Origin of the sequence: Variovorax fucosicus (assembly GCF_030316825.1) — a bacterium.
In the GTDB taxonomy this organism is placed as follows: Bacteria; Pseudomonadota; Gammaproteobacteria; order Burkholderiales; family Burkholderiaceae_C; genus Variovorax; species Variovorax fucosicus.
Genome location: NZ_JASZYU010000002.1, coordinates 65,903 through 79,682, shown reverse-complemented (window position 1 = coordinate 79,682; position 13,780 = coordinate 65,903). Strand labels below are relative to the sequence as shown.

Here is a 13,780-nt window from a genome sequence, read left to right as displayed (position 1 = left end):
GGCGCGGCCCTCAGCCGCGTCCGCGTTGCCGGAGGTAGGTTCGCAGCCCAACGCGCGGGTGCGTCACGCCATAGAGCGCCGCAGCCAGCTTGATGCGGCTGCCGCTGCTGTCGCCCGCCAGGCGCAGGCGCAGCGCGGAGCCCGCCAGCGCACCGGCGCGCTGCAGCGCACCGCCGAGGCCATGCCGCTTCCAGGCCGTGTACATGCTGTTGATGGCAAAGGCGCGGGTGCAGAAATCGCTGCTGCTGTCGGTGGCGGCGTTGTCGACCACGAAGCTGCGCAGCATGGTCGTGACGTAGCCCGCGTCGTTCGCGCGCAGGAACACTTCGGACTCGCAACCGTAGATGAAGTATTCCTCATCGAAGCCAATTTCACCCAGCCTGGAAGGGCGCGCGAAGCAGGCCGTGGCATGGCCGACCTGCACCTCGCTCACCGCATCCGGCGCAGCCTTGCGGAACCAGAACGCACGGGCGGCGCTGTACAGGCCCTCCATGTCGTTGACGGTGCAGGGGCTCACGAACAGGCGCTCAGGCCGGCTGAATTCGCGTTCGATCTCGGCAAAGTCGATGGCGAGGATGCGCGCATCGTGCGCCGCAATGAGCAGCAGGTCGTCGTCCTGCCAGCCGCGGCTGCGCAGGAAGTCGTTGATGGCCCCGCCCCAGCCATGGTTCACCGCCGAGGCGACGAACTCACAACCCAGTGCGGCACAAGCCTCGCGGGCCTGCTCGCGCTTTGAGGCCTCGCTGCCGTTGTCGTAGACCACGATGCGCTCGCGGCCGAAGCCGACCTGCGCCAGATGCGCGACGGTGCCCGCCATCGACTCGGGGTTGTTGAAGTGGACCACCATGGCCCGGAAGCGGAGTTGGTCTGAAGCGTTCAACGGCGTGGAGCGGTGGTGGCAGGTGGAGGGGGTGCCCGACAGTCTATGCGACCGCTCGCTCGGTCGCACCGGCAGCCCCTGCGCGTTCGAGAACAACTTCGCCGGCCCCAAAGCGTGCGGCGAAATTCTTGTACATTTAGAAACGTTCGTTAAATTGCCGATTGACATTCAGCAGCGCCGCTGAAGCCGTCACTTCTCGCATTGACCTGCGTAACCAAATAAGAAAACGCGCGGCGTGTCGACCAGACCCGCCCCACTCTCGGGAGATCTCTTGAAGTTCTACGTACGGGCCTTGGCGCCCGGTGTGCTGTCGCTGCTCGCCTTTTTGCTGCCAGCCAATTCCCAAGCCCAGGAGACGCAAGTCACGTTGGCCGGCCTCGCCTTCTCCGGAGACGCGGCAAGCCTGGAGCAACGCTTTCCCTTTTCTCGCGAATACGAGCGGCGCCTCGAGCAGTCCGGAGACAGGGCCTACGCACGCATCCAGCGCGCCATCGCAGCCGCTCCCCCGCGCAACCTCCAGCTTGCGGCAGGAATGATCGACGAGCTCAAGGGCCGCGACCAGGCTTTGGTGACCTCGCTGGTCGTCAATTCGGAAACCGTGTCGGTCGAGAGCTTCGGGAGTCTTCGCAAGCTGTTCGTCCTGATCCGGGCCCAGGCGCTGTTCTTCGACTTCAAGAGCATGACCGTCATACGGTCGTATCCCTTGAGCTTCGCCTACATCGACGTGTTCGACCGCGAGCCCACGAAAGCAGAAATCCTTGCGCGGGTGCAAGGCGTCTACGAGGGCGCTGCCAACAAGCCCGGCATCTTCGGGCGCTACGCGAACGTCCTCTCCGTCGCGAGCATTCCGGCACAGGTGCCGCGTCTGCTGAAGGTCACGAAGGTCTCCCTGGACCCTGCGGTCGTGGCGAGCCTTCCTGCCTACCTGAAGGACCAGCCCGGGATGGCGGAGTCGTGGGCGGCCGACATGGTGAGCGAGGCCATTTCGACGCGTGCCGGCGTTCCGCTGATTCCGTTCACGCAGGGCTATGCGGTCGGCAACGTCTTTCCGATGCGCGTCTCCGATGGCACCGTCTTCAGCCTGAAGCTGCCCGAGCCCGACTACGCCATCTCGGTCGACCTCACGGGCATCAAGAAGGTCAAGTTTGGCTCCGTCGCCGCCGGCGACAGCTTCATCTACGGCACCTACGCGACCGTCAGGATCGAGCAGCCGCAAATGGGCACCGCCTACCTCAACACCGCCTTGAAGAACGGCGAGACCAAGGTCGTGCCGGCGACGCAGACCTACGTCGACGACTTCCCCGCGTACTACGACTCGTGGAACGGGCTCTTCACCCGGCTCGCGACCGCCATCTCCAGCAAGGAGATGACCTGGGTGAAAGCTGCTGCCGCAGCGCCCGACATCGAAGCACAGATCCTGAAAACCAACGTCCTGATTTCCCAATGCAAATAGCTCGTTCCCTTATCGCCGTCGTCCTGGCGTGCTTCGCAGCCACGTCCTTCGCCCAAGTCCAGCAGGCCCGCGGCAAGGCGTCGGTCACCTACCAGGGCAGATCCGCCTCGGCCGACGACAAGGCCAAGGCGACCCAGGCCGCGCAGCTGAAGGCCGTCGAGTTCTTCTATGCCGAAGCGGGCGAATCCGAGAGCGACAACTTCGACGCCGTGCGCGACAAGATCCTCGCCAACCCGGACCGCTACATCCTGGAGTCCACCGTGCTCGGCGAAGAGGACAGTCCTGAAAAGCGCCAGTACACGGTCGCCGTGCGCATCGCCCTCAACGTCGCGAACCTGCGCAACCTGATCAAGGCGAACTCGGCTGTTGCCAAGGCCGGTGCGACCGAAAAATCCCAGCTCGTCTTCGTCTTCGTCTCGCGCCAGGTGGCGTCGGTAAAGTCCTTCGACGACCGCGTCTACAAGCGGGTCGACGAAAAGGCCAGTGTCGATGTGCGCGGCTCGAGCGCCAACACGGGCTCGGAGGGCGAGTCGATCCGCGGCAACCAGATCCGCACCAGCGAATCCATGTCGGCGCAGGCCAACCTCTCTGCCAACCGCAGCCGAAGCATCGAAACCGGAGGCAGCACCACGCAGCGGTCCAGCGAGGCGACCTATCGCCTCTACCCGAGCGCGGACCTCAACGTCGTGTTCACCGGCATGTTCGCGCGAGCGGGCTTCGAGGTGATCGAGGCCGGCATGGCCGAGCCGAGCACCGGCGGCCGCTTCTCGGTGGCCAAGGTCGAGCAGGACTACCAGGCGGGCAACGACTTGAAGTCGGCCACGCTGCAGTCGATCGCCTCGGGCATGCGCGCCGCCGGCGTCCCTTATGTTGCCCTCGGCACGCTGGACATCGGCGCCCCGGGCACGGATCCGGCGACGGGCCTGGTGCGCGTCGGCGTCACGGTCAATGCCAAGGTCTACAACGTCTCCAAGGCCATTCCATCGACGCAGGCCGCAGTGGGCCCGGTCCAGTTTGCGGGCGTCGGCCCGGACGAAGCTTCCGCGCGCGGCAGCGCACTCAAGCTCGCCGCCAACAACGCGGCGCGTGAACTCACCAGCCAGCTGACATCGCAACGGGTGCAGTGAGCGCAGCCCCTGCATCCATCGACTTTCTCTCTCCCCTTCTCGTGCATCTCCCGAAAGACAGAACAATGAACAAATTTCAGACCGCCATCGCCTGCGCCATCCTCGCACTGGGTGCCAGCACCGCCGCGCACGCGCAGTTCTCCATGCCTTCCATCCCCGGCGTCAAGGGCCTGGGCGGCGGCGCCAGCTCGGCGCCTGACCTCACCGGCCAGCAGGATGGGCTGGTTCGCGGCTATGTGGCGGCGAACAAGGATGTGCTGGACGCAAACAGCCTCATGGCCAACGCGTTGGGCCTGAAGACGGCTGCGGCCACGTCCGCCGCGACATCGGCCTCCCTCACCGAGGGCGCGACCAAGGACAACCTGGAGGAATCGAACAAGGCCGTCGCTGCATCGACCAGCGCCGTCGCCGCGGAGATGGCGAAGAAGCCCGTGCTGGATGCGAATGCGAAGGCCCTCTATGGCAAAGGCCTGATTCTTCTGGCCTCTGGCGTCAACAAGTTCACCGGCGTGGGCAAGAACGTGTCCACCATGGGCTCGAGCCTGAAGAGCGCATCGCCGCTGCAACTGCCGAAGCTGCAATCCGCGGTCTACATCGTCTCGAACTTCCCGACCTCGATGACCAACGTCACCGGCGCATTGACGAACGCGATTGCGTTCGCACAGAGCCAGGACATCCCGGTCCCCAAGGATGCGAACGACGCGCTCAAAGCCCTTTGAAAAGCGGCTGAAAACACATGCGCAAACTTCTATGCGTGACCGCGGTGGCATCCGCGGCGCTTCTGGCAGCCTGCAACAAGCCCGAGCCTGAAAAGGCAGCAGCTCCGGCGGCGCCGGCGAGCGTCGCGGCGCCAGTGCCCGATGTCGGCAAGGTCTCGAACGTGCAGACCACTGCACTGGGGTATGGCGCCTCCGCCGGCGAAGCGGTCGGGGAAGCCATGAAGTTGGCCATCCTCCAGGTGAACGGCGCCGCTGTTCAGTCCGCGAGCGTCAGCGTCAAGTACGGCCTCGACGTCAGCCTGGGCCAAGACTCCGCTTCGTTGCGCGGGAGTGCGTTTGCCGACGCCGTCGCGCAGAAGTCGGGTGGCGTCATCCAGAACTTCAAGCTCGTTGAGCTGCAGGAGCCGGGTGTGCTGCCCGGCCGGCAATACAAGGCCACCATCGAGGCCCAGATTGCGAAGTTCCAGCCTTCTGCGGACATGCAGAAGGTCAAGCTCGTCATCGGCCAGATCCGTTTCGACAGCCCCACCCTGCCTATGGGCGACCGCTCGGTCCCGGCGGCTGAAGTGGGGGCGACCCTGCGCCAGCGCATCAGCGACGCGCTCGTGCAGACGGGTCGTTTCGCGGTGCTCGATCGCGAACTGAGCCCCGACATCCAGGACGAGCTCGACATGATTTCATCGGGCCAGACCCCGAGCGCCGAACTCGCGAAACTCTCGCAGGCGGCGAGCGCGGACATCGTCTGGAGCGGGCGCGTGAGCAGGCTGGCCTACAACAAGCATGCCCGCCAACTGAAGACGAGCGACCGCGAACTGGTGAGCTATTCGGGCGGCTGGGCATTGACCGAAAAGCTGGTGAACGTGGCGACGCGGCAGGTGATGTCGTCAGGCGCGCTGCGCGGCACGGTGCCCTCGACCGAACCGACCACGCTCGGACGCGGCGTCGACGGCGGCAAGGTGCTCGAGGACATGAGTTCGGATCTGGTCAACCAGGTCGTGACCTCCGTTCTGCGGCGCACGTTCCCGGTGACTGTGGTGTCGAAAGACGGCACGAACGTCATCCTGAGCCAGGGCGGCCAGGCGCTGAAGGAAGGCACACGCTACGCCATGGTGACCATGGGCGCCGAGATGAAGGATCCGCAGACGGGCCAGAGCCTCGGACGCGTCGAATCGCCTTGCTGCGAGCTCGTGGTCGAACGTGTCACCCCCAACCTGTCGTACGGACGGCTGGAAAACATGCGGTCGAATCTTGAACAGCTTCCCGCCGGTGCCCTGCAACTGCGCGAAGAACTCAAGGGAGCCGCGATCGCGAAGGCGCAAACGGCCGCTGTGGGGGCCGAGACTGCCAATGCCCCCGCCCGGCCGGCACCCACGCGGCCGGCCGCAACCTTGCGGCCTTCCCCCGCAGCAGAGGCAAAGAGCGACGACAAGTGGTGAGGGCTCAGCCCTTTGATGGCGCTGTGTCCTGGGCCTCCTGCAGCAGCCGCCACATCACCTTGCCGCTGCCACTCTTGGGCAGCGTGTCAACAAACTGCACCTTGCGCGGGATCTTGTAGACCGCCATGTTCTCGCGGCACCAGTCGATGATCTCTTGCTCCGTGGTGTCCTTGTGCGTGGCGCGCAGCACCACCACGGCCTTGACCGACTCGCCGCGGTAGTCGTCCTTCATCGAGATCACGCAGGCTTCCTGGATCGCCGGGTGCTTGAACATCAGCAGCTCGACCTCGGCCGGCCAGACCTTGAAGCCGCTCGCGTTGATCATGCGTTTCAGGCGGTCGGTCATGAAGAAGTAGCCGTCCTCGTCCACGCGGCCCATGTCGCCGGTGCGGAAGAAGCGCTTGCCTTCGAATTCGACGAACGCGGCGGCCGTGGCATCGGGCCGCTTCCAGTAGCCCTGGAACACCTCGGGTCCGTGCGTGATGATCTCGCCCGATTCGCCGGGCGGCAGTTCCTTCAGCGTGTCGGGGTCGACCACGCGCGAGTCGGTGCCCATGTACGGGATGCCGAGGCACTGCTGCTTCGGGTGCTCGAACGGATTGGCATGCGACGGCGCCGCGGTTTCGGTGAGACCGTAGCCTTCGAGGTACTTCAGGCCGTACTGCTCCAGCAGCCGCTGCGCGACGGCCTGCGGCATTGCCGCGCCGCCACCGCCGATGTAGGTGAGGCTGCGCAGGTCGTAGCTTGCGAAGTTCGGGCTCGCCAGCAGGTCGATCACCATGGTCGGAATGTTCGTCCAGCTCGTGACCTTCCAGCGCGAGATCAGGCGGCCGGCCACGTCGCGATCCCAGCGCGGCATGATCACCAGCGTTCCGCCCAGCACGATCGTCGTGTGCATCGTGCTCACCGTGCCGGTGATGTGGAACATCGGCACCACGGCCAGCACCACTGCCTCGGACGAGCCCACGCCCCAAAGCTGTCCCGCGAAGGCGTTGTGGTTCGGGCTGGAATGGTTGTGGATGCAGCCCTTGGGCAGGCCGGTGGTGCCGCTGGTGTAGGGCAGCAGCGCCATGTCGTTGGCGCCGACCACGTGTTCGGGCGGTGTATGGCCGGCGCTCAGTGCGTCGGTCCAGTGCATCACCTGGCCGCCAGCCATTTCGGGCAGCGGATGCCGCGCCAGCAGCCAGTCGCGCCAGGCTGCGGCCGGCGCGTCGTCGCCCGTCACGCCGGCATCGAAGGCGTCGGTGAACTGGGTCACGATCAGGTGCGCCAGCCGGTCTTTCGCATCCAGCGCATTGCTGGCCTTGGCCAGCTCGGGCGCGAGGTCGCCGGTGGTGATCGCCACCTTCGCGTCGGGGTCGGTGATGTAGTGCTTGAGCTCTTCGGCCCGGTTCATCGGGTTGACCGGCACCACCACCGCGTTGGCACGCAGGATCGCGAAATGGGCGATCACCAGCTGCGGGCAGTTCTGCATGTCGAGCACCACGCGGTCGCCGCGCTTCACGCCGAGCGCGTGCAGGGTGCCGGCCAGGCGCTCGGTCTGCGCCTTGAACTCGCCGTAGCTGATGACGCTGCCAAAGAACACCAGCGCAGCCTTGTCGGGAAAGCGTGCGGCGGAGGTGGCGAGGTTGTGCCACAGCGAGGTGGCGGGAACGGTGATCGAGTGCGGCAGGCGCTGCGGCCAGAACTTGTGATGCGGGCGGTCCATTGGGTCTCCAGAGAGCGGCTGAGCCTACGCCGCGGTGCCGCCGCGCTGCATCGGGGAAGCCCCGACGGCGTCACCTTGGCGACCCGCCGACGCCAGGCGCAGCAGGCGCGGCACGCGCCGCACGACTACAGACAGCGCCGCCGTTACGGCCTAAAACCGCAGGTCGTTCAACAACCCACCGAGGAGCTCACATGCCCGAAAAACTCGCAAGCGTTCACTGGGAAGGCGCCGGCAAGACCGGCAAGGGCCAGATCAGCACCGAGACCGGCGCGCTGAAGGACTACCCCTACGGCTTCGCCAGCCGGTTCGGCGACGACCGCAAGGGCACCAATCCCGAAGAGATCCTGGGCGCCGCGCATGCCGGCTGCTTCACGATGGCCTTTGCGTTCGCGCTCGAAGGCGCCGGCCTGGCCGCCACGAAGATCGACACCAAGGCCGCGGTGCGCCTGGTCAAGGATGGCGACGGCTTCAAGATCGACCGCATCGCGCTCGAACTCGAGGCCACCATTCCCGGCATCGACGAGGCCACTTTCCAGAAGATCGCCGAAGGCGCCAAGGCCGGCTGCCCGCTGTCGAAGGCGCTCGCGAGCGTGCCCGAGATCACGATGAAGGCGACGCTGGCCGGCTGAGCGCTGCTTATGATCGTCTCCACTACAAAGAGGAGACGATTCCATGACCCAGCCGGTCCGCGCCATCATCCTGGCGGCTTTCTCAATCGCCTCGTTCGGCGTGGGCGGCTCCGCCCTGGCCGCCTACCCCGACAAGCCGATCAAGGTCGTCATCGGTTTTCCGGCCGGAGGCCCGCTCGACCAGCATGCGCGCCTGCTCACTGACAAGCTGCAGGCCGTGCTGGGCCAGCCTCTGATCGTCGACTACAAGCCCGGCGCGGGCGGCTCGGTCGGCGCCGATGCGGTCGCCAAGAGCCCGGCCGACGGCTACACGTTGATGCTGGCCAACACCGGCGTGGCCGTGATCAACGGCGCGCTCTACAGCAAGCTGCCCTACAACACGCAGCGCGACTTCGTACCCATTGCACGCACCGCCATGCAGCCGCTGGCGCTCTTGGTCACGCCCAAGCTGCCGGTGCAGAACCTCAAAGAGTTCGTCGACTACGCCAAGGCGCGGCCCGGGCAGGTCAACTACGGCTCGGCCGGCAACGGCGGCATCAGCCATCTCGTGCCCGAGATGTTCAAGACCGCGACCGGCCTCTTCATGGTGCACATCCCCTACCGTGGCAGTGCGCCGGCATTTACCGATCTGATGGGTGGGCAGGTCCAGTTCATGGCCGAGTCGATTCCACAGGCCGCCAACTATCACAAGCAGGGCAAGGTTCGCGCCCTGGCCGTGACCAGCCGGGAGCGCAACCCGGCCCTGCCCGACGTGCCGACGGTCATCGAATCGGGCATCAAGGGCTTCGAGGTGGTGGGCTTCTACGGCTTCTTCGCACCGAAGGACACGCCCAAGGAGGTGGTCGCCAGACTCAGCGATGCGTTCAAGCAGGTGCTGACCAGCCCCGAGGTGCGCGAGCGCATGGTGAGCCAGGGCGCGGACCCGGCCTACCTGGGCAGCGAGGACTTCGCGCGCTTCCTGGCGACGGAAACGCCGCGCTGGGACAAGGCGGTGAAGGCCTCCGGCGCTCGAATGGACTGAGACGACGCCGAGGTTCTCGCACCTGTTTGGGCTGAACCCGGCGCCCTTCGCACCCATTTCGGTGCACATGGCTTGCATACCAGTTGGCACAAAAGCTGCTGGTATGCAAGCCTATGTCCATTTCCGCCTCCGAAATCAGTGCACGCATCGTCGAAGCGGTGATGGGGCAGAAGCTCGCCCCAGGCGCCCGCCTCGGCGAGCAGCAGCTGGCGATGCTGTTCGACTGCAGCCGCACCATCGTGCGGGAAGCGCTCACGCGGCTGGCGGCGCGCGGCATCGTCACGGTGAGCGCGCGGCGCGGCTGGTTCGTGATCGAGCCCTCGCACGAAGAGGCACGTGAAGCCTTCGAGGCGCGCCACGTCATCGAGCGCGGCCTGATCCGCAGCGCCAAGCGCATCGACAAGCCCGCCCTGCGCCAATTGAAGGCGCACCTGCAGCGCGAAAAGGCCGCCCTCAAAGACAGCGACATCGGCACGCGCAGCTTTCTGCTGGGCGACTTTCATGTGTGCCTGGCCGAGTGCCTGGGCAACACCTTGCTGGCCGACACGCTGCGCGACTTCACGGCGCGCACCACGCTGATCGCGATGCTCTACCAGTCGTCGCATGACGCAGCGCAATCGTGCGAAGACCATGTGCAGATCGTCGCGGCGCTCGAACGCGGCGACACGGCCGCGGCCGAGGCCCTGATGGCCGCGCACATCGGCTCGGTGCAATCGGCGCTGCGCGTTCCGACCGCGACCGACCCGCTGGCGCAACTGCGCGACGCCCTGGCGCCGATGCAGACCGGCCCGGCCGGCAAGGCACAGGTCTTGCAGCCGGCCGCCCGCAAGAAGAAAAAACCTTCCACCGACGACTCATCGACTTACCTAGGAGCCTTGCTATGAAATCCTTCTCGAAACGCCAGTTCGCCATGCTCGCGCTGGCCTCGGCCACGCTGCTCGCCGCCGGTGGCGCGCACGCCCAGGCAGCACTCGACAACATCCTGAAGTCCAAGACCATCAAGATCGCGGTGCCGACCGACTACCCGCCCTACGGCGCGGTCGACAAGACCATGACGCCCCAGGGCCTCGACATCGAAATGGCCCAGCTCATCGCCACCAAGCTCGGCGTCAAGGTCGAGCTGGTGCCGGTGACCAGCGCAAACCGCATTCCGTACCTGCAAACGAAAAAGGCCGACCTCGTGATCTCCACGCTGGGCAAGAACGCCGAACGCGAGAAGGTCATCGATTTCTCTTCCGCCTACGCGCCCTTCTTCCAGGCCGTGTATGCCGCCAAGAGCATGAAGCTCACGAGCTTCGCCGACATGGCCGGCAAGACCGTCGCCGTGACGCGTGGCGCGATGGAAGACCAGGAACTCAACAAGGTGGCGCCGCCGAACGTCGATTACCGCCGCTTCGAAGACAACAACGCGACCATCGCTGCCTTCGTGGCCGGCCAGACGCAAACCGTCGCCACCAGTGCGGCGGTGGCCGGCGACATGCTCGCCAAGAACCCGAAGGTGAGCGCCGAGTTCAAGCTGCTGCTGAAAGACAGCCCCTGCTTCGTCGGCATCGCCAAGGGCGAAACCGCACTGAAGACCAGGGTCAACGAGATCATCGCCGCCGCCAAGAAGGACGGCACGCTCGACGCCATGTCCAAGAAGTGGCTCGGCAAGGCCGCCGGCGACCTGCCGGTGTGAATTGACTCGCCCCCAGGCTGCGCGCACTTCGTGTCGCTTCGCCTTCCCCCTGCCGGGGGCAACACCTGCGGCCCGGCGGAGCCGGTTCCGCGGTGTTTCACGAATTGGTTCTGGCCGGTTCATGCCTAGCGAAGAATGGCGCGCAGCGCCAAGGAGTCTTTGATATGGAGTTCGACTTTTGGGCCGTGCTGGTCGACTGGCCGCTGCTTGCCAAGGGCATCGCCTGGACGATCGGGCTGACGGCCATCGCCACCGTGATCGGCATGGCGGTGGGCGTGGCCTGTGCGTGGGCGCGGGCCAGCGGGCCGCTGTGGCTGCGCTGGGCGGTCGGCAGTTATGTGGAGCTGATCCGCAACACGCCGTTCATCGTCCAGTTGTTCTTCATCTTCTTCGGCTTGCCGGCGGCGGGCGTCAAGCTCACGCCCGAGACGGCGTCGATCATCGCGATGGTGGCCAACCTCGGGGCCTACGCCACCGAGATCATCCGCGCCGGCATCGAAGCCACGCCCAAGGGCCAGATCGAAGCTGCGGTGAGCCTGGCGCTCAGCAGGATGCAGGTGTTCATGCGCGTGGTGCTGCCGCCGGCCCTCAAGAAGGTGTGGCCCGCCATGGTGAGCCAGATCATCATCGTGATGCTGGGCTCGGCGGTGTGCGGGCAGATCTCGGTCGAAGAACTGAGCTATGCCGCCAACCTGATCCAGAGCCGCAACTTCCGCGCGTTCGAGGCCTTCATCATCGCGACGATGATCTACCTGGCGCTGTCGATCGGCCTGCGCCGCCTGCTCAACTGGGCCGGACCGAAGTACTTTTTCGGCCGCTGAGCCAGAGAGACAAGCCATGAACGACTTTTCTCTCTGGGACATCCTGCGCAACCTGCTGATGGCGCTGCGCTGGACGGTGGTGCTGTCGCTGATCGCCTTCATCGGCGGCGGCGTGGTCGGTGGCTTGCTGCTGTTCGCGCGCTTGCGTGCGGGCAAGTGGCTGGACCGCGCAATCAGCGTGTATGTGCAGCTGTTCCAGGGCACGCCGCTGCTGATGCAGTTGTTCCTCGCCTACTTCGGCATTGCGCTGATGGGCGTCGAGGTGTCGGCCTGGACCGCGGCCACCGTCGCGCTCACGCTCTACACCAGCGCCTACCTCACCGAGATCTGGCGCGGCTGCGTGGCCTCGATCCCCAAGGGCCAATGGGAAGCGTCGGGCAGCCTGGCGCTGAGCTTCGGCGAGCAGATGCGCCACGTGATCCTGCCGCAGGCCGTGAAGATCGCCACCGCCCCGACGGTCGGCTTTCTGGTGCAGGTGGTCAAGGGCACGGCGCTGGCATCGGTGATCGGCTTTGTCGAGCTCACCAAGGCCGGCAGCATGATTTCGAACGCCACCTTCAAGCCCTTCGTGGTGTTCAGCTGCGTCGCGCTGCTGTACTTCGCGCTGTGCTTCCCGATCAGCTTGTATGCCAAGCATCTCGAAAGGAAAATCAATGTCAACCGTCGCTGAAGCCACCACCGCTGCACCGCCGAGCGCGGCGCCTTCCGGCCCGATCGTGCAGATCACGGCGCTGCGCAAGTCCTACGGCAGCAACGAGGTGCTCAAGGGCATCGACCTGCAGGTCAAGCGCGGCGAGGTCATTGCCATCATCGGCAAGAGCGGCTCCGGCAAGAGCACGCTGCTGCGCTGCATCAACGGGCTCGAGGTGTTCCAGGAAGGCGCGCTCACGGTCGACGGCAAGCCGCTGCTGCACGAGAGCGCGATGGCCATGCGCGAGCTGCGTCAGCGCGTGGGCATGATCTTCCAGGGCTTCAACCTGTTTCCGCACCTCAGCGTCGGCAAGAACGTGATGCTGGCGCCCACGCTGGTCAAGAAACGCTCGACCGCCGAGGCCACCGCACACGCCAAAAAGCTGTTGGCGCGCGTCAACCTTGCCGAAAAGTTCGACGCCATGCCCGACCAGCTGTCGGGCGGCCAGCAGCAACGCGTGGCGATTGCCCGCGCACTGGCCATGGAGCCGGCCGTGCTGCTGTGCGACGAGATCACCTCGGCGCTCGACCCCGAACTGGTGGGCGAAGTGCTGCGCGTGGTCGAGTCGCTGGCCGACGAAGGCATGACGCTGCTGATGGTCACGCACGAGATGAGTTTTGCGCGCAAGGTCAGCGACCGCCTGATCTTCATGCACCAGGGCCGGGTGCACGAGATGGGCCCGCCGACCGAGGTGTTCAACAATCCGCAGACGCCGGAGCTGAAACAGTTTCTTTCGTCGCTGCACGACTGAGGTGGCGGCGCCACAACGGCGTTACGAATTCGTCACCAAGGGTAGGCGCTGTCCGACAGCAGAACCGGGGGTAGTACCAAACACTACGGCATCGTTTGAAAGATGCCGAGAAAGATGGACGACTCTTCCCCAGATTCCCAAAGAGCGGGCGCGCACGCCATGGAGGGGTTCGCGACGCAGTTGCGGGAGTCTGCCCACGCAGCGATCGTGCAGTCGTTCAGGGCCGCGCTGGAGGGCAACGGCGCCGGCCCGACCGATGCGGACCTGAAGGTGTTTGCGCGGCTCGCGGTCTACGAGATGAAGGTCAAGCAGCGTGCCGGCTTGCCCGCCACGCAGGCGCCGCCCGAAATACCGAAGCCCCCTGCCCCCCGTTCGCGTGTGCCGAGCGCGATGCTGGTGTCCGCCTGCCTGTTGCTGGTTTGCCTCGCACTGGCCCCCTGGCCGGGCACCCTCCCGTCCGTCGCGCAATCCTCTTCGATCTCGCCTGCCCAGACACCCGCGGTGACTGCAGCCATGACCCCGATCGAAAGCGCGGCCGCGGCCATCGAGCCCGCGCCGTCCACGGCCGCGACCGGCACGCCCGCGCGCGTGCGATCCGCGTCGGTCGCCAGCCTGCCGCGCGCGCCTGCGGCGGAAACGGGCGTTGCAGCCACGGTGCGGGGACGCGACCGCGGCACATGGGGTCAGCTCGCCAGTTGCGGCAGCCTGAACTTCATTTCGCGCGCCATCTGCATGAACAACGCGTGCGCGCAGCCCGCGCTGGGGCGCAGTCGTTCGTGCGCAGATGCGGTGCGCCAGCGGCGCATCGACGAGGCCCGCCGCAATCCGATGTTGATGGGCTGAGCGACGCAGCGCGGACACGCTGC

General features: G+C 66.0%; 14 protein-coding genes. 12 read left to right on the top strand and 2 right to left on the bottom strand.

Annotated features, from left to right (window positions below; all coding sequences use genetic code 11):
* Positions 1-10: 10 nt before the first annotated feature.
* On the bottom strand, positions 11-880 hold the full coding sequence (locus tag QTI05_RS12395) for a glycosyltransferase family 2 protein (RefSeq protein ID WP_286657815.1): 870 nt from the start codon (positions 878-880) through the stop codon (positions 11-13).
* Positions 881-1,151: 271 nt separating this feature from the next.
* Here QTI05_RS12395 and QTI05_RS12390 point away from each other — a divergent pair, with 271 nt between their 5' ends.
* From QTI05_RS12390 to QTI05_RS12375, 4 genes are all read left to right on the top strand, one after another.
* Positions 1,152-2,333, top strand: coding sequence for a hypothetical protein (locus tag QTI05_RS12390; RefSeq protein WP_286624765.1), 1,182 nt, complete (start codon positions 1,152-1,154; stop codon positions 2,331-2,333).
* Positions 2,324-3,460, top strand: a complete 1,137-nt coding sequence (locus QTI05_RS12385; protein WP_286624766.1) for a hypothetical protein — start codon at positions 2,324-2,326, stop codon at positions 3,458-3,460. Before QTI05_RS12390 ends, QTI05_RS12385 begins: the two co-directional genes overlap by 10 nt.
* A 65-nt stretch (positions 3,461-3,525) precedes the next feature.
* Positions 3,526-4,179 (top strand): hypothetical protein, encoded by a 654-nt coding sequence (locus tag QTI05_RS12380; protein ID WP_286624767.1) that lies wholly within the window; start codon positions 3,526-3,528, stop codon positions 4,177-4,179.
* A 17-nt stretch (positions 4,180-4,196) separates the two neighbouring features.
* Positions 4,197-5,615: a CsgG/HfaB family protein gene (locus QTI05_RS12375; protein WP_286546899.1), complete on the top strand. Its 1,419-nt coding sequence runs from the start codon at positions 4,197-4,199 to the stop codon at positions 5,613-5,615.
* A 4-nt stretch (positions 5,616-5,619) separates the two neighbouring features.
* Here QTI05_RS12375 and QTI05_RS12370 read toward each other — a convergent pair whose 3' ends face one another.
* Positions 5,620-7,323, bottom strand: coding sequence for a long-chain fatty acid--CoA ligase (locus QTI05_RS12370; protein WP_286546897.1), 1,704 nt, complete (start codon positions 7,321-7,323; stop codon positions 5,620-5,622).
* 191 nt (positions 7,324-7,514) lie between these two features.
* Here QTI05_RS12370 and QTI05_RS12365 point away from each other — a divergent pair, with 191 nt between their 5' ends.
* From QTI05_RS12365 to QTI05_RS12330, 8 genes are all read left to right on the top strand, one after another.
* Positions 7,515-7,952 carry an OsmC family protein gene (locus QTI05_RS12365; protein WP_286546895.1) on the top strand — a complete coding sequence of 146 codons (438 nt, stop codon included), beginning with the start codon at positions 7,515-7,517 and terminating at the stop codon, positions 7,950-7,952.
* A 43-nt stretch (positions 7,953-7,995) separates the two neighbouring features.
* A complete protein-coding gene (locus QTI05_RS12360; RefSeq protein WP_286546893.1) occupies positions 7,996-8,973 on the top strand; it encodes a Bug family tripartite tricarboxylate transporter substrate binding protein in 978 nt (325 codons plus the stop codon).
* Between the two features lie 113 nt (positions 8,974-9,086).
* Entirely contained in the window at positions 9,087-9,857 is a 771-nt protein-coding gene (locus tag QTI05_RS12355) for a GntR family transcriptional regulator (protein WP_286546891.1), read from the top strand.
* On the top strand, positions 9,854-10,651 hold the full coding sequence (locus tag QTI05_RS12350; RefSeq protein WP_286546889.1) for a transporter substrate-binding domain-containing protein: 798 nt from the start codon (positions 9,854-9,856) through the stop codon (positions 10,649-10,651). Before QTI05_RS12355 ends, QTI05_RS12350 begins: the two co-directional genes overlap by 4 nt.
* Before the next feature lie 164 nt (positions 10,652-10,815).
* Positions 10,816-11,472, top strand: coding sequence for an amino acid ABC transporter permease (locus QTI05_RS12345; RefSeq protein WP_286546888.1), 657 nt, complete (start codon positions 10,816-10,818; stop codon positions 11,470-11,472).
* A gap of 16 nt (positions 11,473-11,488) precedes the next feature.
* Positions 11,489-12,142: an amino acid ABC transporter permease gene (locus QTI05_RS12340; RefSeq protein WP_286546887.1), complete on the top strand. Its 654-nt coding sequence runs from the start codon at positions 11,489-11,491 to the stop codon at positions 12,140-12,142.
* Positions 12,126-12,914 carry an amino acid ABC transporter ATP-binding protein gene (locus QTI05_RS12335; RefSeq protein ID WP_286546885.1) on the top strand — a complete coding sequence of 263 codons (789 nt, stop codon included), beginning with the start codon at positions 12,126-12,128 and terminating at the stop codon, positions 12,912-12,914. Before QTI05_RS12340 ends, QTI05_RS12335 begins: the two co-directional genes overlap by 17 nt.
* Positions 12,915-13,073: 159 nt before the next feature.
* On the top strand, positions 13,074-13,757 hold the full coding sequence (locus QTI05_RS12330; protein ID WP_286624768.1) for a hypothetical protein: 684 nt from the start codon (positions 13,074-13,076) through the stop codon (positions 13,755-13,757).
* Positions 13,758-13,780: the final 23 nt, after the last annotated feature.

Coding starts and splice junctions, on each gene's coding strand:
- QTI05_RS12385 (WP_286624766.1), top strand. CDS start 2,324: ATGCAAATAGCTCGTTCCCTTATCGCCGTCGTCCTGGCGTGCTTCGCA.
- QTI05_RS12380 (WP_286624767.1), top strand. CDS start 3,526: ATGAACAAATTTCAGACCGCCATCGCCTGCGCCATCCTCGCACTGGGT.
- QTI05_RS12375 (WP_286546899.1), top strand. CDS start 4,197: ATGCGCAAACTTCTATGCGTGACCGCGGTGGCATCCGCGGCGCTTCTG.
- QTI05_RS12370 (WP_286546897.1), bottom strand. CDS start 7,323: ATGGACCGCCCGCATCACAAGTTCTGGCCGCAGCGCCTGCCGCACTCG.
- QTI05_RS12365 (WP_286546895.1), top strand. CDS start 7,515: ATGCCCGAAAAACTCGCAAGCGTTCACTGGGAAGGCGCCGGCAAGACC.
- QTI05_RS12360 (WP_286546893.1), top strand. CDS start 7,996: ATGACCCAGCCGGTCCGCGCCATCATCCTGGCGGCTTTCTCAATCGCC.
- QTI05_RS12355 (WP_286546891.1), top strand. CDS start 9,087: ATGTCCATTTCCGCCTCCGAAATCAGTGCACGCATCGTCGAAGCGGTG.
- QTI05_RS12350 (WP_286546889.1), top strand. CDS start 9,854: ATGAAATCCTTCTCGAAACGCCAGTTCGCCATGCTCGCGCTGGCCTCG.
- QTI05_RS12345 (WP_286546888.1), top strand. CDS start 10,816: ATGGAGTTCGACTTTTGGGCCGTGCTGGTCGACTGGCCGCTGCTTGCC.
- QTI05_RS12340 (WP_286546887.1), top strand. CDS start 11,489: ATGAACGACTTTTCTCTCTGGGACATCCTGCGCAACCTGCTGATGGCG.
- QTI05_RS12335 (WP_286546885.1), top strand. CDS start 12,126: ATGTCAACCGTCGCTGAAGCCACCACCGCTGCACCGCCGAGCGCGGCG.
- QTI05_RS12330 (WP_286624768.1), top strand. CDS start 13,074: ATGGAGGGGTTCGCGACGCAGTTGCGGGAGTCTGCCCACGCAGCGATC.